This is a genomic window from Chloroflexus sp. (genome assembly GCF_049970315.1).
GTDB lineage: Bacteria > Chloroflexota > Chloroflexia > Chloroflexales > Chloroflexaceae > Chloroflexus.
The window spans coordinates 263,436-284,921 of the sequence record NZ_JBMFNE010000004.1 but is presented as its reverse complement, the minus strand read 5'-3'; the positions used below and the strand labels follow the sequence as shown (position 1 = coordinate 284,921).

At 55.9% G+C, this 21,486-nt stretch carries 15 protein-coding genes; 5 read left to right on the top strand and 10 right to left on the bottom strand.

Annotation, left to right across the window (positions count from 1 at the left end; all coding sequences use genetic code 11):
• Window positions 1–614 precede the first annotated feature (614 nt).
• Window positions 615–1,688: a DICT sensory domain-containing protein gene (locus ACP5OT_RS04970; protein WP_428131508.1), complete on the top strand. Its 1,074-nt coding sequence runs from the start codon at window positions 615–617 to the stop codon at window positions 1,686–1,688.
• A gap of 57 nt (window positions 1,689–1,745) precedes the next feature.
• Here ACP5OT_RS04970 and ACP5OT_RS04965 read toward each other — a convergent pair whose 3' ends face one another.
• On the bottom strand, window positions 1,746–4,058 hold the full coding sequence (locus ACP5OT_RS04965; RefSeq protein ID WP_428131505.1) for an RNA-binding domain-containing protein: 2,313 nt from the start codon (window positions 4,056–4,058) through the stop codon (window positions 1,746–1,748).
• Between the two features lie 859 nt (window positions 4,059–4,917).
• Here ACP5OT_RS04965 and ACP5OT_RS04960 point away from each other — a divergent pair.
• Window positions 4,918–5,871 (top strand): tyrosine-type recombinase/integrase, encoded by a 954-nt coding sequence (locus ACP5OT_RS04960; protein WP_424675480.1) that lies wholly within the window; start codon window positions 4,918–4,920, stop codon window positions 5,869–5,871.
• 108 nt (window positions 5,872–5,979) lie between these two features.
• Here the strand turns inward: ACP5OT_RS04960 and ACP5OT_RS04955 are convergent, their stop codons facing one another.
• The 6 genes from ACP5OT_RS04955 to lepB all read right to left on the bottom strand — a co-directional run bounded on the left by ACP5OT_RS04955 (window position 5,980) and on the right by lepB (window position 12,093).
• Window positions 5,980–6,810, bottom strand: coding sequence for an alpha/beta fold hydrolase (locus ACP5OT_RS04955; protein WP_428131503.1), 831 nt, complete (start codon window positions 6,808–6,810; stop codon window positions 5,980–5,982).
• Entirely contained in the window at window positions 6,807–8,282 is a 1,476-nt protein-coding gene (locus tag ACP5OT_RS04950) for a S10 family peptidase (RefSeq protein ID WP_424675482.1), read from the bottom strand. The genes ACP5OT_RS04955 and ACP5OT_RS04950 overlap by 4 nt, the downstream gene beginning before the upstream one ends.
• Complete coding sequence (obgE, locus tag ACP5OT_RS04945; RefSeq protein ID WP_424675483.1) at window positions 8,279–9,598, bottom strand: GTPase ObgE; 1,320 nt, start codon at window positions 9,596–9,598, stop codon at window positions 8,279–8,281. Before obgE ends, ACP5OT_RS04950 begins: the two co-directional genes overlap by 4 nt.
• A 310-nt stretch (window positions 9,599–9,908) precedes the next feature.
• The gene (tatA, locus tag ACP5OT_RS04940; RefSeq protein WP_424675484.1) at window positions 9,909–10,097 is read right to left on the bottom strand and encodes a twin-arginine translocase TatA/TatE family subunit; all 189 of its coding nucleotides are present in this window, start codon (window positions 10,095–10,097) and stop codon (window positions 9,909–9,911) included.
• A 121-nt stretch (window positions 10,098–10,218) separates the two neighbouring features.
• Window positions 10,219–11,367, bottom strand: a complete 1,149-nt coding sequence (locus ACP5OT_RS04935) for a glycosyltransferase family 4 protein (RefSeq protein ID WP_424675485.1) — start codon at window positions 11,365–11,367, stop codon at window positions 10,219–10,221.
• Between the two features lie 15 nt (window positions 11,368–11,382).
• Window positions 11,383–12,093: a signal peptidase I gene (gene lepB / locus ACP5OT_RS04930; protein ID WP_424675486.1), complete on the bottom strand. Its 711-nt coding sequence runs from the start codon at window positions 12,091–12,093 to the stop codon at window positions 11,383–11,385.
• 154 nt (window positions 12,094–12,247) lie between these two features.
• Between lepB and ACP5OT_RS04925 the strand changes: the two genes are divergently transcribed.
• From ACP5OT_RS04925 to ACP5OT_RS04915, 3 genes are all read left to right on the top strand, one after another.
• Window positions 12,248–13,258, top strand: a complete 1,011-nt coding sequence (locus ACP5OT_RS04925; RefSeq protein ID WP_428131500.1) for a radical SAM protein — start codon at window positions 12,248–12,250, stop codon at window positions 13,256–13,258.
• A gap of 61 nt (window positions 13,259–13,319) precedes the next feature.
• Window positions 13,320–15,821, top strand: a complete 2,502-nt coding sequence (locus ACP5OT_RS04920) for a DUF3656 domain-containing U32 family peptidase (protein WP_428131497.1) — start codon at window positions 13,320–13,322, stop codon at window positions 15,819–15,821.
• 11 nt (window positions 15,822–15,832) lie between these two features.
• Window positions 15,833–16,888 (top strand): leucyl aminopeptidase, encoded by a 1,056-nt coding sequence (locus tag ACP5OT_RS04915; RefSeq protein WP_424675489.1) that lies wholly within the window; start codon window positions 15,833–15,835, stop codon window positions 16,886–16,888.
• Window positions 16,889–16,929: 41 nt separating this feature from the next.
• Here ACP5OT_RS04915 and hutH read toward each other — a convergent pair whose 3' ends face one another.
• The 3 genes from hutH to hutU are packed head-to-tail and all read right to left on the bottom strand — an operon-like array spanning window position 16,930 to window position 21,476.
• Window positions 16,930–18,489, bottom strand: coding sequence for a histidine ammonia-lyase (gene hutH / locus ACP5OT_RS04910; RefSeq protein WP_424675490.1), 1,560 nt, complete (start codon window positions 18,487–18,489; stop codon window positions 16,930–16,932).
• 44 nt (window positions 18,490–18,533) lie between these two features.
• On the bottom strand, window positions 18,534–19,820 hold the full coding sequence (gene hutI / locus ACP5OT_RS04905) for an imidazolonepropionase (protein ID WP_424675491.1): 1,287 nt from the start codon (window positions 19,818–19,820) through the stop codon (window positions 18,534–18,536).
• A gap of 3 nt (window positions 19,821–19,823) precedes the next feature.
• Window positions 19,824–21,476 carry a urocanate hydratase gene (hutU, locus tag ACP5OT_RS04900; RefSeq protein ID WP_424675492.1) on the bottom strand — a complete coding sequence of 551 codons (1,653 nt, stop codon included), beginning with the start codon at window positions 21,474–21,476 and terminating at the stop codon, window positions 19,824–19,826.
• Between the last annotated feature and the right edge of the window lie 10 nt (window positions 21,477–21,486).

The window sequence follows — 21,486 nt, the reverse complement described above, 5'->3', positions numbered from 1 at the left end:
TGGCATCTCCCCATCCACCACATGACCGAACCGGGACGCACGTTCTTGGGTGCAGATAGAGATGAAATACACCCTCAATAGCATCTCCCCATCCACCACATGACCGAACCGGGACGCACGTTCTTGGGTGCAGATAGAGATGAAATACACCCTCAATAGCATCTCCCCATCCACCACATGACCGAACCGGGACGCACGTTCTTGGGTGCAGATAGAGATGAAATACACCCTCAATGGCATCTCCCCATCCACCACATGACCGAACCGGGACGCACGTTCTTGGGTGCAGATAGAGATGAAATACACCCTCAGTTGGGTGGACTCGTACCCCTTGCAGTAGCACTTCGCGTCTTTGCGCCCTTCACGTCTTTGCGCCCTTCGCGTCTTTGCGTTATCGGTTATACCCCTTGCAGGCGAATGGAACGCCGATGGCGACGGGTTGGGTCGTATCGCGTCGTGGCGGTTGAACCTCGTGTGTTGGTTCCACCGGAGCAATCCGATGCAATTCGCCGGCAGTCGTCTGCGTGAGCGGTGCAATGAAAACCCGAAAAAGATTCGTTATAATTGTTCGTTATAATTGAAAGAACTTCAGCAGGTTTGTAAAGGAGTTCACTGTGGTATCCCCCCGCGTGCCCTCACTCTTCCACCTAATACGTGAGCATATAGCCCCCGATATCGTACCGTTTATAGCTACCAAAGCTACGTTGGTTGATCTGAGTCACACGCTCGAAGATTGTATCCTGCGCAACCAACTACCCAGCGTCATCTTTACCGGCTTCCAAGAGAGCAGCCACTGGCGCAAAGAGACCCAACGTTATCTAGAGTTAGCCAACATCGCCAGCACGATTTGCATCTTTGCCGGCGGAATACCACCGGTTCCCGGCGAGCAACACATCGCAGTTACGTTAGAGGCCGGAGATCCGCTGCGGCAAGAGTGGTTTTTGTTGGTGCTGATCGAATGGTTTTGCGCACTTTTGTGCGGTCTCGATCAACAGCACCCGGCTGAGCGCGAAGCCGACCGCAGTTTCGAGACGTTACTGACCTTCCAGCCAGAAGCAATTACGCAAGCACTCGAGGTACTGATACCGGTAGTCGAGCGGTATCGCCCAGATCGAGCCGCCGAACTGGTACAGGCCCGCACAAGCTTCCCACCGTGTCCACCGAGAGGGCCGTATATTACCCAGATCGTCAGCGAGATTGTGACCCATCTCCAACGTCGATACAATCGAGAGCATCGGTTAGTGATGGAAATCCAAGCCCTTTCGGTGCAACAGCAGGTACTCGAAACCATGATTGCCGATCTCGGAGCGCCGGTGATTCCCCTCCTTGAAGGGGTCATCCTCATGCCCATCATCGGCAATGTAGACTCGCGTCGTGCGCAACTCATTATGGAACACCTCTTAACCGGCATTGCCGAGCGGATGAGCGATGTTGCGATCATTGACATCACCGGGATGCCGATTGTTGACACCGCCGTTGCTAATTACCTCTTACAAACTATCCGGGCAACCCGCTTAGTCGGCGCACAGGTCATCATTACAGGGATTCGGCCCTCAGTCGCACAGGCAATGATCAATCTCGGGATCGATTTTAGTCAAATCATCACCCGCAGTACCCTGCGAGAAGGAATTGAAGCAGCCCTTGGATTATTGGGGTATGAAATTCACCGTAAAGGAACGGCGGACTAAAGAGCCGGGTCTTGCAGAGGACGACACCTGCAAGACCTATGTATACCTCCCAACCGACTACTCGCCGTACAGTTGGAGCAACTCTCGCCACTCACCGGTCAATTCATCACGCCGGGCAGCGTAGTAGACGTGAGTCATGCCGTACTCATCAACATAGACCAAATCGACCTGCGACCGCATTGGGCGCAAATAGCCAATATTTCCCCACCAGCGTACTTTCTCTTGATCGAGCGGAATATCTTGGTGATACATACGAGCGGCATACTCACGCACCGTACCGGGTTCGATATCTTGTAACCGCCACGGCGCACTACTAATCTCGCCAGTACGCAAATTACGGAAGACGTAGAGCCAATCGCCATCTTCACTCCGACTAGCACTTACCACCTCGATACCGGTACGCGGACGGGCAACGCGGATCAACGCCAGCCACGCCTCGGAAAGCTTCTCACGCGGCACATTATTGTATTCTTGCACGGCACCGGTCTCTTTATCCTTCATCACCAAATCGAATCGCGGTTGCCCATCGTCACCGAGGAAAATGCGCACTAAGCCACCCCGACCACGCCAGCGGATCCGCCGTTCCCCCCAGGTTTCAATATCTGGTGGCGACGGCACCTCTATCTCCTCTTCCTGATCGAAATCGGTTGTCTCCGTCTCAATGCGCACACCGGCTTCATTCAAGAGACTCATCCACGCTTCACCGAGACCCCAATCGCTCACACCGTAGAAAATATGATCAATCACACCATTCGGGTCACGATGGACCAGATCGTACTTCACACGCGAACCTTGGCGATACGCACGCCAGAGACCAAGCCGACCACGCCAACGCACGTGGCTCTGGAGATCGAGCCGACCATCACGCAAATCTTCGTGGCGATCGATTGCGTAAGCCCACAACCCTTGGGCACGATCACGGGTCACACCGGCGGTAGTACGCAGATCGCGCACTTCATACACCCACGTACCACCACGACGCTGGCTACTGACAATCTCGACGCCCGAACGCGGTAGTTCCAATGTCTCGCCGTTATCGAGTGATGAAGGTTCACCGGATGCAATCGCTTGGCGACACAATTGGATAATTTCACTGCGGTTCGCAGGAAACGTCTCGTTATCGCGCCGGATGTAGATCGTGCCGTTACTCCCCACATAAGGTGGTGGATCCTGCGCTTTGACCTCAACGCGGATCACGTCTTGCCCTTCGTAGTGCATCAACTCAAACGACAAGTAGGGCAGCGGCGTAATATGCTCTTGCACACTTTGCCGTAACGACTCGGTAAGCTGATCGGGCCGTTCAACACCGATCACCTTACCCCCAGGCTCACAGCCGATCACGAGCACCCCACCACCGATATTTGCCAACGCCGCCACATCAGACCAGAGCGCGGCTGCCGTTGTCGGATCGGGAACGGCGCGCAAGATTTGGCGGTCGGTACTCCCGCTAAAGCGCACGACATCGAGTGACCACTGCTTCTGATCACGCTTCGGCACCCGCACTCGGTCAAAATCCTGACTAGCAAAGAGCGCTTTCAAGGCTTCAAAACTACGGTCGGGCAACAGCGCCTCAAAATAGCGGTCACCAATGCCGTGGCGGTGGGTCACCTGGGCATCAGAATCGGCAGAGCGACGCAGACGATGTGCATCGCTACCCTGAATACAGAACATCCGCCGCTCGTAATGCTCGGTCTTACCGTTGTAAAAACCGGGTGAGGTAAACTTCTCATGATCGGTATAGAAATTGATAAACTCCAGTGCGTGGAGATAGGGGCTTTGGGTCACCGCCACCCGTGCCTGGCCACTTGTCCCCATACGGAGGGTTTCGGTAATCACTCCGTTTGGCCCGTTGGCATGCGCCGCGATCACAAGACCGCCAGCGCGATGAATAATCTCGTATGCCTCGGTCACATGCCGGGTATTGGCGACGCTACACACCCCACCTTTCAGATCGTCGGCGGGAATACCGAGCTGCAACAACGTAGCCTCAATCAAGCTAAGCGGGCGGTTCGGCGGAAAGATACCGAGGATATGGGCACCGAAGTGTGACGTAAACTCAAAGCCAGGCAAGACGGTGATCTTATCGAGCAACCGACGATACTCAGCCAAACGAGCCGCTTCATCATCGGTCAACCGTCCGGCCTTTTCCAGGGTCGTCAGAAACTCAATCTCGCGTTGAAACTGCTCATAGCCGGCAACCGTATTGTGGTCGGTAAAGGCGATAATCTCAAGACTGCGACGCTCAGCTTCTTGAAGAATGTCAAGGTAAGAAACGTTTGGTTCGGCGTAATCCTCAGATGCAGGCGTGTGCAGGTGTAAATCAATCCGAATCCAGCGCATTCCGTTGCGCTCTTCTCTCACTGTACTCATATTGTCAAAACCTTAGATATTCAGATCTTTTTACCGTATTTTGTTTTGAATTTCTTTTTCAACGATCTTTCTATGTCCATCTTTTCGTGCGAAACGCCTCCTTCCCTATATGCAGATACAACCCAGCAGTCAGATGATCTGAACAACTTCGTAGTGATAGTATACCAGATTCGCATCAAATAGCGTACAACGATGAACAGCGGTACCGAGCGCACACAGTGTGACACATGCAAAGCGTGGGCAACCCACAGACCACGGCGATAGCGTGAACAACGGTACCGCGCGCACACGGTGTGCAACGAATGCACCACGTTGCACACGTCTAACCAATCCTTATCACAGCAATTGCCCAACAATAGTTTTACACCGAATTACTGCTCTCTCTCATAATCCGACAGTTCAAATTTTTACTTAGTTGTCTCCCAGTCATCGACAGAAGGACGATGATTCCCAACATCTTTATGCTACCATTAAGGTAGCTTTAATCATTTTGTGAGAAGGGTGAAGGAGTTTTAATTCACAAGAAAAATTTTCATTTTTAGAACTAGCATAACGTCAAATCATTTGCTATAATGCAATCAACGCCGGCCATGATGATGATGTCCATGCAGCGTACATTAAACTGGTGTGTTGAGCATGACACCGGTACATTGCCTTGCCAACAGACAGTTCTGGTGTACCAGCAATGTTTTCATCACAATGACCTAGATACGCACAGCAACGCGATCGGAGGTTGGAGCGAGCGCGTGTACGCACAGCATGAGCGAGACCGTGGCAACCACGAGCACTTCCGAGACAGGAGGTGTTACGTCTCTGCGTGAATACAGTACATCGTCAGCGCGGCAGAGAGGAGAGTCCTATGTCTGATGCGAATGGATTTGGTCAGCAGCCTGCGCTAACCATTTTAGGTGAACTAGAGGATTTTCTTGCCGAGTTACGACAAGAAGATAGGCTGAGCGAAAACACTATTACTTCGTACCGCTGCGATTTGCGTACCGCAGGATTGGCATTGTGTCAGGAACTGAGCACCATTACGGCGCATGATATTCAGCAATTTCTTGCCAGCCGGAAGGAGCAACCCGGCACGACAAACCGTCGCATTGCGAGCCTCAACCGCTTTTTTCGGTGGGCCAAAGAGCGTGGTTATGTCACGCACAATCCGGTAGAACAGATCGGTGGTCGTCTCCCCACCGAGCACCGGCCCCAACCCATCGCCAACGAGCACGAACTTCGCGCCCTTGACCAGGCAATTGCTGCGGCGCCGCAACCGTACCGTTTGATCTTTACGCTGCTCCGGGAAATCGGTATTCGCACCGATGAGGTGTTAAACTTGAACCTCGGCGATGTAATCCTTGAACCGGGACGCGAGATGTTGCTGGTACGCGACAGCAAGAGCGGTAGTAAGCGAATGATTGCTTTGACACCCGATGCTATGCCCCGGTCGCTACGAGGGCTGCGGCACTGGGTGCGTGAAATGGACCATTTGCCACCCGATACACCATTGTTCCGTTCGTCGCGCGGTACGCGGGCATCATACGACACGCTCCACCGCCGTTGGGTCGCAGTGTGTAAGGCAGCCCGCCTGATTGATGTGGTCGATGGTCGTGAACAACCGCGCTACACCTTGCACCATCTGCGCCATACTGCGGCCACTAAGTTGGTAGCGTTTTACCCCGAACAAGTGGTTCGGCGTATTCTCGGTCATCGTGACCCACGCTCGACCCGCCGCTATACCGAATTGGTACGAAACCGACATCATGCTGCCGAACGACCGGCCAGCCTCCAAGTACCGTCACAGCGCGAGGTGATGTAGCGCCCTGTCTGCGCCCGGTATGTTCGGTGTAAACCGGCGGCGTTTGCACGCCGCCTTTTTGTTGGATTGGGCCAATCAATTAGTTAGGACTTCTAACTATTTTCCGTCCTACCCAGCAGATGCGTCGAGAAATGCACGCAGCGCACGATACGTCGGCTCATACGCCGGCCCACGCAGCATATTATGGTTCGTGCCGGGAATAAGCTGCATCTGCACCAACGTGGGTGGTGCAGCGGCACGCAACGCCTGTTGGACATCAGGCGGTACGATGGTATATTCCGGTTCGGCCAATAGAATCAACACCGGGACTTGCACCCGTGCGATGCGAGGCACGAGCGTCCAATCTTCCGGGATGCGGAAGAGACCGGCGACCTGCTCGTAACGGCACTCAGCCAGTGCCTGCGCCTTCCAATGGTAATCACACGGGTGCCAATCGGGATTAACTTCGTGCAGCATCGGGAGAGTTTCGCTCGGCGGCTGACCTACCCCACGGCTAAACTGCGGCAACCACGAGGGGGCAACAGCCGCATCCTGACGCACCAGTGGATCGATAAGCACGGCCTGCTGCACTACGGTACGTGCCGGGTGCGTACCGCTCAGCAGGGCTAAGGTTGTCGCTCCGCCCCATGAATGACCGATCAGCGTAATTTCTGCCAGCCCAAGTGTTTGGATCACATCACCAACGATATTGGCCACAGTATCAATATCATACGCCGGGCTGAGATCGCTCTGCCCGTGGCCGGGCATATCGAGTGCGATCACCCGCCAGCCTTCGGCAGCCAGATCGCGCCCTAACCGCCACATCGTCGCTGCACTACTGGTAATCCCATGACACAGCACGACCATGCGTCCGGTACCGGGCCACTCAAGCAGACTGATCCGCCCGTAGGCCAGTTGAATCGTCGTGCGACGAGCAGTGATCTGGCATGGATCGGTCATACATGATCTCCTATAGCTTCAGCAGCGGTAACAAACTCGGCTAACACCGCTTTGAGCGCGGCAAGTGATGGTTCATGAATGTACATCATGTGACCGGCGGGGTAAAAACTCTCGCTGATCTGGCCACGCAGTGCCGGGTCAAGACCAAGATGGGACAACGTATAGCGGGTCGCAAAGTACGGAGTTGCCAAATCGTAGTAGCCACTCGCGACGTGTACCCGTAACGCCGGATTGCGATGCATCGCGCGGCGTAGCGTCTCGGCCACATCCACATAGCGATTCTGGTGGTCGTTAAAGCTCCATGGCCAAACTCGTTCGGTGAGAATTTCGTAGGGCAAATCGCTGTGAAACCCTAACCGGCTGCGGACGTAATCATTCAAAGCAGCCGTGTACGGCCCGGTAATTGCCGCCAAACTCGGATCGTATTCCGCCGTCTCGCCAACTGCATCGCGGTCACACCCGGTAAAGCGACTATCGAGTCGCCCGACGGTGCGTTGACGGTCGCGCAACAGCTCTTTCACAAACCGGTCATCACGGATGCGCAAGTGTGAGCGAATGATGTAATCGCGGCTAAGGCCGGTGTAGCGGGCCAACTGGGTCGCGATCCGCTCGATACCGGTGTCATCTAGCCGATCGCCTTGCAACAAAGCGAGAGCATAATCATCAAGCGCAAAAGCTTCAGCAGCGCGCAAGGTAGCCACTAGATCGCGTTGCAGTTCTGGTTCGAGACGGCGATGGTAAAACGCAGTAGCGGTATAGGCCGGCAGAAAGAGCATGTACGGCAAATCATTACCGTGGTCGAATGAGAGGGTTTGAAAATGGAGAACTGCCGAAATAAGAATTAGACCATTGAGATAAAGCCCATGCCGTTCTTGCAGATAGCCGGCTAAACCGGCGGCCCGCGTCGTACCGTAGCTCTCACCGGCCAAATATTTCGGTGACAACCATCGCCCATAACGGCTGGTATACAGCCGGATGAAATCGCCTACCGACTCAATATCTTTACGAAAATCGTGAAATTGTTTGGCCGACTCGCCGGCGACCACACGACTATAGCCGGTACTGACCGGGTCGATGAACACCAGATCGCTCACATCCAGGAGCGAATACTGATTGGGCACAAACCGACCGGGTGGCGGTAGCGGCCACCCCTCGTCGCTCATCAATACCCGTTGGGGACCAAACATGCCAAAGTGGAGCCACACCGACGATGATCCGGGGCCGCCGTTGAAGGCAAACGTGATCGGACGACGACTGAGGTCGGTAACCCCATCGCGGGTATAGGCGACAAAGAAGATGCCGGCGCGTGCCTGTTCACCGGAGCTGACACCATCTTTCTCCACCTCCTCCTTCATAATGATCACACCGGCGGTGGCGGTATAGCTGATTTCAACTCCGTTGATCGTTACCCTATGCGTCGTCTCGACGATCCGGTCTGCCGGCGGGGTAGCTGGAGGAGTGGTTGTTGTCATAGTGCATGCTGTCCACTGTCATCCCAAACCAATTCGGCACGGCCAATGCGTACCACATCACCGTCTTGCACACCGGCAGCAATCAGGGCCTCGTTAATCCCGCTCGCCTCAAGCACGCGCTGAATGCGGTCGATAGCCTCGTCTTGTTCCAGATTACTCATCGCAATCAAGCGTTCGATCTTCACCCCTCGTACTCGGAACGCATTACCTTCACGTTCGATGGTAAAGGCATTCTCATCAACCGGCGGCAGCGGCCACTCAAGTGGCGGCTCATCAGGATCGACGGGATCGCGCTGGGGCGGTGGATCGGCCCGCAGCAACTCAGCCACCCGCTGCAAGAGTGGTTCAATACCGGCTTGGGTAGCAGCGGAGATGACAAACAAATCTTCCGGCGCTACCGGTAGGCGTTCACGCAAGATAGGTAGATTAGCCTGGGCAGCCGGTAAATCAGCCTTATTGAGCGCCACTACCTGCTTACGCTGCGCTAATTCAGGCTGATACAGGCGTAGCTCGGTATTAATCTGCTCGTAGTCATCCCATGGGGCACGACCATCAACACCGGCAGCATCGATAATATGGATGAGCAAACGCGTCCGCTCGATATGGCGAAGAAAATCGTGACCGAGACCGACGCCGGCGTGGGCACCTTCGATAAGACCGGGAATGTCGGCCACCACAAATCGCTGCACCCCCACCTCAACAATTCCAAGGTTAGGCGTCAGCGTGGTAAAGGGGTAGGCTGCGATTTTGGGGCGAGCAGCACTAATCACGGACAATAGCGTTGATTTACCGGCGTTAGGAAAACCTACCAGACCGACATCGGCCAGCATCTTCAATTCTAGTTCAAGGGTCAATTCCTGGCCGGGTTCACCCAGTTCGGCCAAACGTGGGGCTTGGCGGGTCGGGGTAGCAAAATGGATATTCCCCAGCCCACCGCGTCCACCCCGAGCAGCAAGCAGGCGTTGACCGGGGCGGGCCAGATCGACCGTGTAAGTCACTCCGTTGATCGTCGCGCGCACGACGGTGCCGGGCGGTACCGGTACGTAAACATCGGCCCCATTGCGGCCATGCATGGCATTCTTACCGCCATGACCACCATTTTCGGCAACAAACTTGCGCTGATAGCGAAAATGGAGCAGCGTATTATACTCTGGGTCGGCGATGAGATAGACGTGTCCACCACGGCCACCATCGCCACCGTTGGGGCCACCGCGTGGCACATATTTTTCACGCCGAAACGTTGCGGCACCGTTACCACCATTACCGGCGCGCACCACAATTGTTGCCTGATCGAAAAAGTCAGTTTCCGTTGCCATAGCAAACAGTCGAGGGGCGCAGCTTACGCGCCCCGTTCCTTTACACGTCTCATCTTTCGGGTGAAGTAAAACCTTACCGGTGCCGGCTCATGTTGCCAAATCACCGTGATATAGTATCGCTTTACAGGAGTTGCCGTCAACGGTAGATGATACACCCTCGCGACACGAAAACAACACTCCCGTTGAGGAAGGCGAACGAGGGTTGTTGATACAACCGAGTAAGGATGCTGTTCAACCGCGCCAATGGTTACCCAAGGAACCAATACCAACGTTCCATAGCATCGGCGAGGATTGAAGATACCGTCGAATGTTACGCCTTCGTTTCACCCTCAGTCTTGGTATCACTCCGCGGCTCGTCGTCGCCCTTCACCGCCTTACGGAACTCGCGAATGCTACTACCGAGCGCGCCACCCAAACCGGCCAGCTTTCCGGCACCAAAAATCGCGATCACAATGATCAGAATAATTAACAGTTCACCCCAGCCAAGACCGCCAATCATAACTACACTCCTTCCGCATGCCACCCATGCGCAACAGCGTTACGCATTCCGAATCATTATACTCCAGTGCAAGGGGGTGTCAACGCGAAGCTACCAACAACGCAGAACAGGGACAGGTATCTCAGCGTATATACGCCATTTCGGTGCTCACTTCCCGATACACCGCCAACGTCTTGGCAGCAGTTTCGGCCCACGAGAAGCGACGAGCACGTTCCAAACCACGTTGGCGTAAGGTGGCATGCAGATCGGCATCGGTAAGCAACTGCATCATCGCATCGGCGAGCGCGGCAGGGGCGGCAGGATCTACCATCAAACCGGCATCGCCAACCACTTCCGGCAGGCTTGACGTATTGGAGGTAATCACCGGCGTTCCACATGCCATTGCCTCAAGTGGTGGCATACCAAAGCCTTCGTAAATCGACGGGAAAACGAAGATAGTAGCAGCGGCATACCACAGCGGCAATTCCTCTTCGGGAATATAGCCAACAAACTTCACTCGGTCTTGCAGGTTCAATTGCGCGAGACGGGCAAAGATCGGTTGATACATCCACCCCTTCCCGCCACCGATCAGCAATGGGACTGAGGGAACACGACGGCTGACCAGGGCAAACGCTTCGAGCAGCGTCGTCAAATTTTTGCGTGGTTCAAGGGTGCCGACGTACAAGATACAGCGAGCGGGTAACCCCTTACGAGCACGAAATTGGTCGATGATGTCCGCTGCGAATGGACGAAAATGGCTGCGCGTTGCATTTGGCGTCACGACAATACGTTCTGGTGGGATACCGAGCAAGCCGGCTACTTCGCGTTTGGTATGTTCAGACACGGCTAAAATCCGACTGGCCCGTCGTGCGCTCAGCCGGGTCGCCAGATCAAGATAGATCCGGTTGTAGGCACGAAAGGTTTGGGGAAAGCGAATAAAGGCCAGATCGTGAATTGTGATAACGGTAGGTACTGGACTCAGCAACGGAGCTACGTTAAGACACCCGTGATAGAGATCGACCTTGCCGCGCAGGAGGAACGGCGCGATACCCTGTTCCCATGGAATACGGATCCGCGGGTTGATCGTCGGCAACCGTGATGGTTTGACGACAAAGTTGGGTGGCAAACCCAATGCCGCTTGATCGAGGCCGCGCGTCGTGTAGATCGTATACCGATTCTCGTGGTCGATCTGGGCAAGATGGAGCAGAACTTGCTCGATATAATGCGAGACACCAGCACGACGAAACGAGGTAGTATGGGCCAAGAGATGAGCATTAATTGCAACATGCATACCGATCGAACCGTTTCAAGGGGTGGCAACCGTCGTTGTATTGTAACGATGGTGCGGCACCAACCCCCAATCGCTAAAGGGGTAGTAGATCAACCACGCCTGCCCAATAACCCGATCAAGAGGCAGGGCATCCCATTCACGTGAGTCGGAGCTATTCCCCCGATTATCACCCATCACAAAGATCGAGTTAGGCGGCACCGTCACCGGCCCTTGAGCGCACGGATACCCACCAAGGCAGTAGGTAAATGCGCCGCGTAAGTATGGTTCATCGAGCAAGACGCCATTGACGTAGACTTTGCCCTCAAGAATCTCGATCACATCACCTGGTAGCCCGATCACCCGCTTGATATAATCACGGCGCACATCACGGGGATACTCGAACACAATAATATCGCCACGTTGGGGTGGACGGAAGGGATAGACAATCCGTGGCGGTAGATCGGACTGACCGGGGAGGAGCCGCAACGGGGCATTGAGATCAAAGTGAAAATAGATCAATTTATTGACCAAAATATATTGACCGGTGTGAAGCGTCGGCTCCATACTTGAGCCTTCGATCTTGAAATTTTGCACCACACTACGCACAATCAGAAATACCAACAGAATAAAAATCGCCGTTTCAAGTAACTCGCGCACAACGTACCGCAATGGGGCACGTGGATGGCGCACTGTCTCGGTTTCTGGCAGTGTAGGAACCGATTCAGATGGTGAATGTAGATCGTTCATAGCACCGTTTTGCGCGCTCTATGCTACACTACAGGGTAAGGTGCAATCTAGGATCACCGGCAGAGGGAAGGTTTTCCTCCATAATCTCTGGCATTATACTCGAACGAACTGTAAATTGCCAGTACCTGAAACCATTTAAGGATTATTTAAACCTATGTCATCGTTGGCCACTTTAGCACAACCGCTCGCCGACGGACGCTTCCAGTGTCTCGCTTGTCAATGGCAATGCAGCCTAGCTGCAGATGAGCCAGGACGCTGCCGGATGCGAGTCGGACGAACTGACGGCATTGAGCTGCTCAATCATGGAATGATCAGCGGTGCGGCAATTGGCCCTATCGAAGACCATCGGCTCTGGCACTTTTTTCCCGACACCACCGTCCTCGCAATTGGCGGCTGGGGATACGCCTTGCCGCTCGATCAACAACGTGGGCAATACGGTTCTTTACCGGTCGAACCGGCCAAGCGGCGGCGTCTCGATCCACAACGAGCAGCCGATTTCGCGCTTGAACGGCTCTGCCGAGGCGTGGTGTGGGCTTTTGGTGAACCGGCGGTCAACTTTGAATACGTTCTGGCACTCATGCAACTCAGTCGGGCAGCGAGTCGTTATACAGCGATTGTCACCAGTGGGCTTCTGAGTAGCGAAGCCCTCGCCGAACTTGGCCCGTATCTCAACGGTATTAGTCTTGATCTGCGCGGTTTTTCCGACAATGCCTATCAACGGCTTGGCGGGATCAGCCATTGGCGTCCGATCTTGCGCTTTGCCGAAGAGGCCCAGCAGCGTTGGAAGTGTCATATCGAGATAACCACCCGCATCCACCACGGTGTGAACGATCACCCGGATGAACTTCGTGAGTTGGTGCATTGGATCAAGACGACGCTCGGTGAGGAGACGCCGTGGCATGTCTTACCGGGTAATGCCGGGAGCGAAACGGCGGCTGCCACTATGCGCGCACGCCGTATCGGTCACGAGGGCGGATTACAGTTCATTTACGGTGCTGAACCAAACCAGCCTACCCGCTGCCCGCTGTGTCACGCAACGTTAATCAGCCGGCAACAGGGAACGAGTCGTCGGGTGGGGCTTGACGGCAATCGTTGTACGAACTGTGGATACGCGGCGAACTTCTATCTGTCGATCTTTAAACACCATCGAGAGAGCGAGACGTGAGTACAACAACCGACAGTTGCCACTTCGGTAACGTATGACCACCAACCAATCGGTACACACCATGCATAAACCCGAAATTATGAGTCCGGCCGGCTATTGGCCGCAACTCCATGCCGCGATTGAGGCCGGCGCCGATGCCGTCTATTTTGGTTTGACACATTTCACGGCACGCGCGAAGGTCGGTTTTACGCTCGATGAGTTGCCGGAGGTGATGAAGACACTCCATCGCCGCGGCGTTAAAGGATACGTTACATTCAATACCTTAGTGTTCGACCACGAGCTACGCACGGCGGCAAGAACTCTTGCAGCGATTGCCGCAGCCGGCGCCGATGCGATCATCGTGCAAGATCTCGGTATCGCAGCACTGGCCCATCAGATTGTGCCCGATCTCCCTATTCATGGCAGCACGCAGATGAGTATCACCAGTGCGGAAGGAGTAGCTTTTGCCGCACGCTATGGCGTCTCGCGGGTGGTATTGGCCCGCGAGTTGTCGCTGGCCGAGATTGCCGCCATTCGTTCACGTAGCCCTATCGAACTCGAAATCTTTGTCCATGGCGCCCTCTGCGTCTCGTATTCGGGACAGTGTTTTTCGTCAGAGGCATGGGGCGGGCGCAGTGCGAACCGTGGTCAATGCGCGCAAGCCTGTCGCCTACCCTACGAGTTGATCGTCGACGGACAACCGCGACCCCTCGGCGCGGCGCGCTATTTGCTCTCACCCGGCGATCTGGCCGCTATTGATGACATGACGACTATCGCTCGCCTGGGCGTGAGTGCACTCAAGATCGAAGGGCGGTATAAAAATGCTGAATACGTTGCGATCACAACCAACGCATATCGCCGCGCACTCGATGCGGCATGGGCCGGGCTTCCTTCCGATTTGACCGTTTCCGACCGGCTGTACCTCGAACAAGTGTACTCTCGTGGTTTGGGACCGCACTTTTTGCGCGGCACGAATCATCAGGCTGTCGTTGAAGGACGCGCCCCTCGCCACCGCGGTTTGTTGATGGGACGGGTGGTGCGTGTGCGTGCAGACGCGATCATTATCGTACCTGAACCGGGCCGCGAGGCGGCACCGCTCAAGCCTGGCGATGGTGTTGTCTTTGATGCCGCTGATTGGCGCAGCCCGGAAGAGCCAGAAGAGGGTGGTCGCATCTTTACGGTTGAACCGGTCGGTGATGGCTTGCTGGCAATTCGTTTCGCAAAGGGGGCGATTAATCCACGCCGTATTCGCGCTGGAGATCTGCTGTGGCGCACAAGTGATCCGCAAACCGAGCGAATAGCCCGCCCCTTCGTCCAACCGGCTGCACCGGTACGCCGCCAACCGGTGCGGGTCACAGCGCTGGTACGCGCCGGTGCGCCGCTTGAACTGCATTGGTCGCTTATTGCCCAACCGAGTTTGACCGTAACGGTACAGAGTCCGACACCTCTGACCACAGCCCAGAATCGGCCACTCGATGAAACGACGCTGCGAGAGCAATTGGGGCGGTTAGGCGACACTCCCTACCAATTGACCGAACTCAACGCGGTCATTGAAGGCAACCCGTTTGTGCCGGTATCGCTGCTCAACCAATTGCGCCGGCAAGCCACCGCTGCGCTCGCCGAGTTGCAAGGACGGCCACCGGCAATGAACATCCTTGATCCGGAGCAGGTGTTATCTACCATGCTTGCTGCCGTGGCCCCATCCGCACCACCGGACACTGCTCAGATTCACCTCCTGATCCGTTCACCCGATCAACTCGAAGCGGCGATTGCACTACAGCCAGCGAGTATCACGCTCGATTATCTCGACCTTGAAGGGTTGAAGCCGGCCCTGACCCACGTGCGCGCTGCCGGGATTGCAGTCCGTGTTGCCGCACCGCGGGTGCTCAAACCGGAAGATGAGCGAGTTACCCGCTTTTTACGTAAACTCAATGTACCGCTGCTCGTGCGCTCGACCGGCTTGCTCGACAGGCTGCGCGACGATCCGACGGTTGAGTTGACCGGTGATTTTAGCCTCAACGCAGCCAATATCCTCACCGCCGATCTGCTGCTGCGGTCAGGATTACAACGGCTCACGCTGACCCACGATCTCAACGCCGAGCAGATCGCGCACTTAGCCGAACGGATCGGTGGTAGTCGGCTAGAAGCCATCGTCTATCACCATCTCCCTGTCTTTCATACCGAGCACTGTGTCTTTTGTCGTTTCTTATCAACTGGAACCAGTTACAAAGACTGCGGTCGCCCGTGTGAACGTCACCACGTTGCGCTGCGCGACACTCATGGTCGGGCGCACCCGGTCATTGCTGATGTTGGTTGCCGCAACACGGTCTTTGGGGCTGAAGCGCAAGAAGTGAGCAAATATCTCGACCGCTGGCACGCTGCCGGGATTGCTCACTACCGGCTCGAATTTGTCCACGAAACAGCAGCGCAGATTACTGCGGTGACAGAAGCCTTCCGTGCGTATTTGCAGGAAGAGATTGATGCTGCTGAACTAGGGCGACGTTGGCAACAAAGCGCACCACAAGGCGTCACCGAAGGTAGTTTCTTCCTACCGGCAAATTATCAGTACATTCCACTGATGTGAGGAGATGGACTATGGTCACCAGCTTGTGGGATCAACTGGCACGAAGACTGGTTGACGCGATTGGTGCGCAGCGCGGTGAGTTGATCGAAGTACGCGATGAGGCGGGTAATCAACGTCTCCTGCATGCCATCTTATGGGCGATTGAGAGCGTTGGCGCCGAACCACTGGTGCAAATATTGCCACCCAACAACGTCGAACGGTTATTGACTACCGTACCGGCAGCAATTTTAGCCGAACGTGATCGGCGACGGGCCGAGTGGCTATGTCAGGTTGAACGTTCACTCACGTTGATCGGCGCCCAACCGAATGTACAAACTGCACCGGTGGAAGCCCGTCGCGTGTTTACCGAGGTATATGATCGGCTCGCAGCAATCAGAGCAGAACGGCGGATTCCACAGGTCATTGCGGCCATTCCCACTATCGGCAAAGCGGCTCAACTCGGCATCAGCCACGAGGAGCTAGAGCTGCGGGTGATGCCGGCATTGCTGGTTGAACTAACCGATCTGGCCGTACAGGGCGAGCGCATAGCAAGCATGGTAGAAACGGCAACTGCTATTACCATCACGAGTGGGGCAGATTGCGAGCTACGGATGCGGCGCAGTGCGCAACCATGGTTGCGCAATTTTGGACGACTGGAAACGGTTTCTGATCGACCCGGCCAGCCGGTGATTAACGTACCGGCCGGCGCACTAACCACCACGGTTGATGAAGAGAGTGTTGAGGGAACGCTCTTCCTGCCGGTAGCCGGACCGGCCCGCGCTGTCCGGCTTACGTTCGCTCAAGGGCAGTTGATCCAGATCGAGGCGGCAAATGGTGGAGAACAGCTCACGGATCTGCTCAACCGCACGTCACGTCGGATGCGCTTGATCGGCATTGGTTTGAACCCACATTTATGCCAACCGCTCGGCTGGTCAATCGTTGATAAGCACGTTCAGGGCGCGATCTTCACGACCTTCACCGCCGGTAACGCATATCACTCGTGGCTGAACATCGATGTTGCCACAACCTCGGCTAGTTTGCGCGCCGATGATCGGCTCATTGTGGCAGAGGGGAAGCTGGTAGGGTGAGAGGTTTCGCTCCTCTCCCCTGTGGGGGGAGAGGAGCGTCTTCACCTACCTTGTTGCGCTGCTGCGACGATCTTACCCTTCGCTACCAATTCGCTCATTGTGATGATGTAGGGATGCAGCAGCGTATCTTCGGCGATAAACGGGATGTGTTGACGGATCAACTCATACACCGGGCCGGTGCCGCGACCAAGTCGTGCTGCTGAACCCAAGGCTTGACGGCGAAAATCGATGCCTTGTGCGGCGGCAAATAGCTCCAACGCCAAGATCTGAGCGACATTATCGAGGATCGAACGTAATTTAAGACCGGCGGTTAGACCCATACTCACGTGATCCTCGACGTTGGCCGAGGTCGGAATACTATCAACGCTGGCCGGATGGGCGAGCACCTTATTTTCAGTGGCTAAGGCAGCAGCGGTATATTGGACAATCATAAATCCTGAGTTGAGACCACCGTCACGGGTGAGAAACGCCGGTAATACGTGCGTGTTGGAAGCTTCGTCAGTTAGGCGCATTAAACGTCGCTCAGCGATGTTGCCCAATTCGGCAACGGCTAAGCCGAGGTAATCTAACGCAATCGCGAGGGGTTCACCGTGAAAGTTTCCACCGGAGATTACCTCAACGTTACCATCATCATCGACAAAAATCAGTGGATTATCGGTCACGGCATTGAGTTCGATGGAGAATACCCATCGTGCATACGCAATCGCATCACGGACAGCACCATGGACTTGGGGAATACAGCGTAACGTGTACGCATCTTGGACGTGACGAGGATCGTTCGTGCGCACAAACTCACTACCGGCGAGTAAGTCGCGCAGATGAGCGGCACACTCGATCTGCCGCGGAAAGGGACGTAGCGCATGGAGACGCGGATCGAACGCTGCCGGTGTACCGTGAAGAGCCTCAAGGCTCAGACAACCGGCAATATCGGCGGTCGCACTCAACAACTCGGCACGTGCTGTTTCGAGCACGCCCAGCGCACACATGACTGCCGTTCCGTTCGTGAGTGCCAAACCCTCTTTTGCCGCCAAGTGGAGCGGTTGCCAGCCTAACCGTTGCAATACGACAGTTGCCGGCATCACCTCTCCATGCCATTCGACCTCTCCCAACCCGAGCATCGGTAACGCCATATGGGCGAGTGGCGCGAGATCACCGCTCGCCCCCAGCGAACCTTTACCAGGGATGCGCGGATGAACACCGTAGTTGAGCATATCGATCAGCCGTTCGAGCGTTTCCAGGCGCACACCCGAATGACCACGGGCGAGAGTATTGGCACGGATGAGCATAATGGCCCGCGTCGTAGGCAGATCGAAGACCGGCCCCACTCCTACAGCATGGCTGACCAGAATGTTGTACTGCAATTGTTCGACTTGTTCGGGCGCAATCACCCGATCCTTGAATGCCCCAAAACCGGTGGTGATCCCATAGGCGACCACGCCACGAGCGAGTAAATCTTGAACAGCTTGGGCTGCGCGGGTTACTCGCTCGCGCGCTACGGGGGCCAGGCGTACCGCCGGGTTACCGGGTTGACCATAGGCTACGGCCAAAACCTGCTCGATAGTAAGGCTTGCCCCATCAAGAAGCACTTCGTCACCAGACATAGCTTTCAACCATCGTAAACGTTACAATACGCTCGGTACCATGCTTAATCATTGGTAACTACGACCTGCCCTCGTTTGATCACCTGTGCCACCGGCATTCCACCTAACTCATACATCAGCCAGCGATAATCATCGGCGGCCAAGATGAGCAGATCGGCCTGCATGCCCGGCATTAATGCTCCAACACGCCCACCGCGACCGATCGCATAGGCAGCGTTGACCGTCGTTGCAATCAATGTCTCGGCAGGAAGCATGCGCAGATAGCGACAGGCGATTGCCATTGTCAACGGTAATGACAGCGATGGCGCCGAACCGGGGTTGGCATCGGTGCTGAGCGCAACGGCAACGCCGGCATCGATCATTGCCCGCGCAGCAGCAAAATGGCTCAGACCGAGATTGAGCGAGACGAGCGGTAACAAGACGGCGACGGTCGAGCTGGCTGCAAGTGCTGTAAAGGCCGACGGGCTGGTGACATCGAGGTGATCGACTGACGTGGCGCCCAGTTCAAGCGCCATTGCCAGCCCACCCAGCTCGACAAACTCATCGACGTGGGCTTTGCGCAGCAGGCCCAAATTGCGTGCTGCGTCTAACACTCGCCGGCTCTGCGCCACATCGAACGCACCGCGCTCACAGAAGACATCAACGAAGAGCGGAATCTCGCGCGCAGCGAATGATGAGACAGCATACCAGTCGCGAGCGAGCGGCAACATCGACTCGACCACCAGATCAATGTAGGCATCGGCTCGACCGGTAAACTCTGGTGGCACCGCATGCGCCGCGAGAAAGGTAGGGACAAGCTCAATCGGTTGTGCCGCATCAAGCAGCGCAATAGCTGCCAATTGACGTAATTCTGCGTCGCGTTCAAGACCGTAACCGGTCTTCACTTCGGCGGTAGTCGTCCCGAACGACAACATCTGCCGCAAGCGAGGTAGTGCCGCATGAACCAGTTCAGTAGTTGTCGCCGCACGGGTGAGCCGCATGGTGCGCAAAATACCACCACCGGCGGCCATAATCTCTTGATACGTAGCGCCGGCACAGCGCTGTTCAAATTCCTCAACCCGATCACCGGCGTACACGATATGGGTATGACAATCGACCAAACCGGGACACACGGCCCGTCCACGGGCATCAATCTCATGGGACGCACGGAAGCGACGGCGGACATCGGTGTCAGGACCAACGGCCACAATGGTCGATCCACGAATAGCGACTGCTCCGTCGCGGATGACTCCCAATTCGCGCATCGCCGGGCCACGACGCAAACCGGGCGGCCCGGCACACGTTACGAGTTGTGTGGCCGAGTGGATCAGCAGGTCACAGGGTTCTATCATACGCTACTGCCCCAACATCGGCATATCGATCCCGTGCCGGCGAGCAAATGCAATCGCCTCTGGATAACCAGCATCGGCGTGGCGCACAACGCCCATACCGGGATCAGTGGTGAGCACCCGCTCGATCCGGCGCGCGGCTTCGGGGGTACCATCGGCGACGATCACTTGCCCGGCGTGGATGCTGTAGCCGATACCGACGCCACCACCGTGATGAATGCTGACCCACGTCGCGCCGCCAACCGCATTGAGCAGGGCATTGAGCAATGGCCAATCGGCGATGGCATCAGAACCATCACGCATACCTTCCGTTTCACGGTTGGGACTCGCCACCGAGCCGGCATCGAGATGGTCGCGCCCGATAACAATCGGTGCTTTCACCGCTCCACGGGCGACAAGATCGTTTAACAGAAGACCGGCCTTTGCTCGTTCACCATAGCCAAGCCAACAGATGCGAGCCGGTAAGCCTTGAAACGTGACGTATTCACGGGCCAGCCGTAGCCAACGACCAAGATGCTCATTATCGGGGAACAACTCGCTGATTGCACCATCGGTAATGTAAATATCTTCGGGGTCGCCGGAGAGCGCCACCCAGCGGAACGGGCCTTTACCTTCGCAAAACAAAGGGCGGATATAGGCCGGCACGAAACCGGGGTAGCTAAAAGCATCCTTAACGCCGGCATCGAACGCGCGCTGACGCAGATTATTGCCGTAATCGAACACGATGCAGCCACGCCGTTGCCATTCAAGCAATACGCGCACATGCTCAGCCATCGACTCCAATGCCCGGCGATCGTATTCGTCAGGATCACGCTCGCGCAACGCAGCCGCTTCTTCCAACGACAGACTGGCCGGAATATAACCGTAGCGCACATCGTGGGCACTTGTCTGATCGGTAGCGACATCGGGTGTTACACCACGACGAAGCATTTCGGGTAGCACCTCACTCGCATTCCCGATCAACGCGATTGAGAGAGGAGTACCGGCTGCCCGCGCCTCTTCTGCCCACGTCATCGCTTCTTCGAGATCATCGCTCAGGCGATCAACTTGGCGGAGACGGAGACGCCGTTCAGCCCGCCAACGATCAACCTCTACGGCAATAATCACGCCCTCGTTCAAGGTCACGGCCAACGGCTGCGCACCACCCATCTCGCCAAGACCGGCAGTCACCACCAGTTTGCCACGCAGCGTCCCCCAACCGGCCGAGCGGGCCAGTGCGCCGAACGTCTCATACGTACCTTGCAAAATCCCTTGCGTGCCGATATAAATCCAACTCCCTGCCGTCATCTGCCCGTACATCGTCAGCCCGGCCGCTTCCCAACGGTCAAAATTGGCCTGCGTAGCCCATGCCGGCACGAGATGAGCGTTGGCGATCAAGACCCGTGGTGCATCGAGGTGGGTACGAAAGACGGCAACCGGCTTACCCGATTGTACGATCAGGGTTTCGTCAGGCTGAAGACGGCGCAAGGTAGCGAGAATCGCGTCGAAGCAAGCCCAATTGCGGGCAGCACGCCCACGCCCACCGTAGACGATCAAATGCTCTGGATCGAAGGCGACATCGGGATCAAGGTTATTTTGGATCATACGGTATGCCGCTTCGATCTGCCAATTTGCACAGGTGAGTGACGTACCGCGAGGGGCGCGAACAATCCGAGACATGCGTACCTCC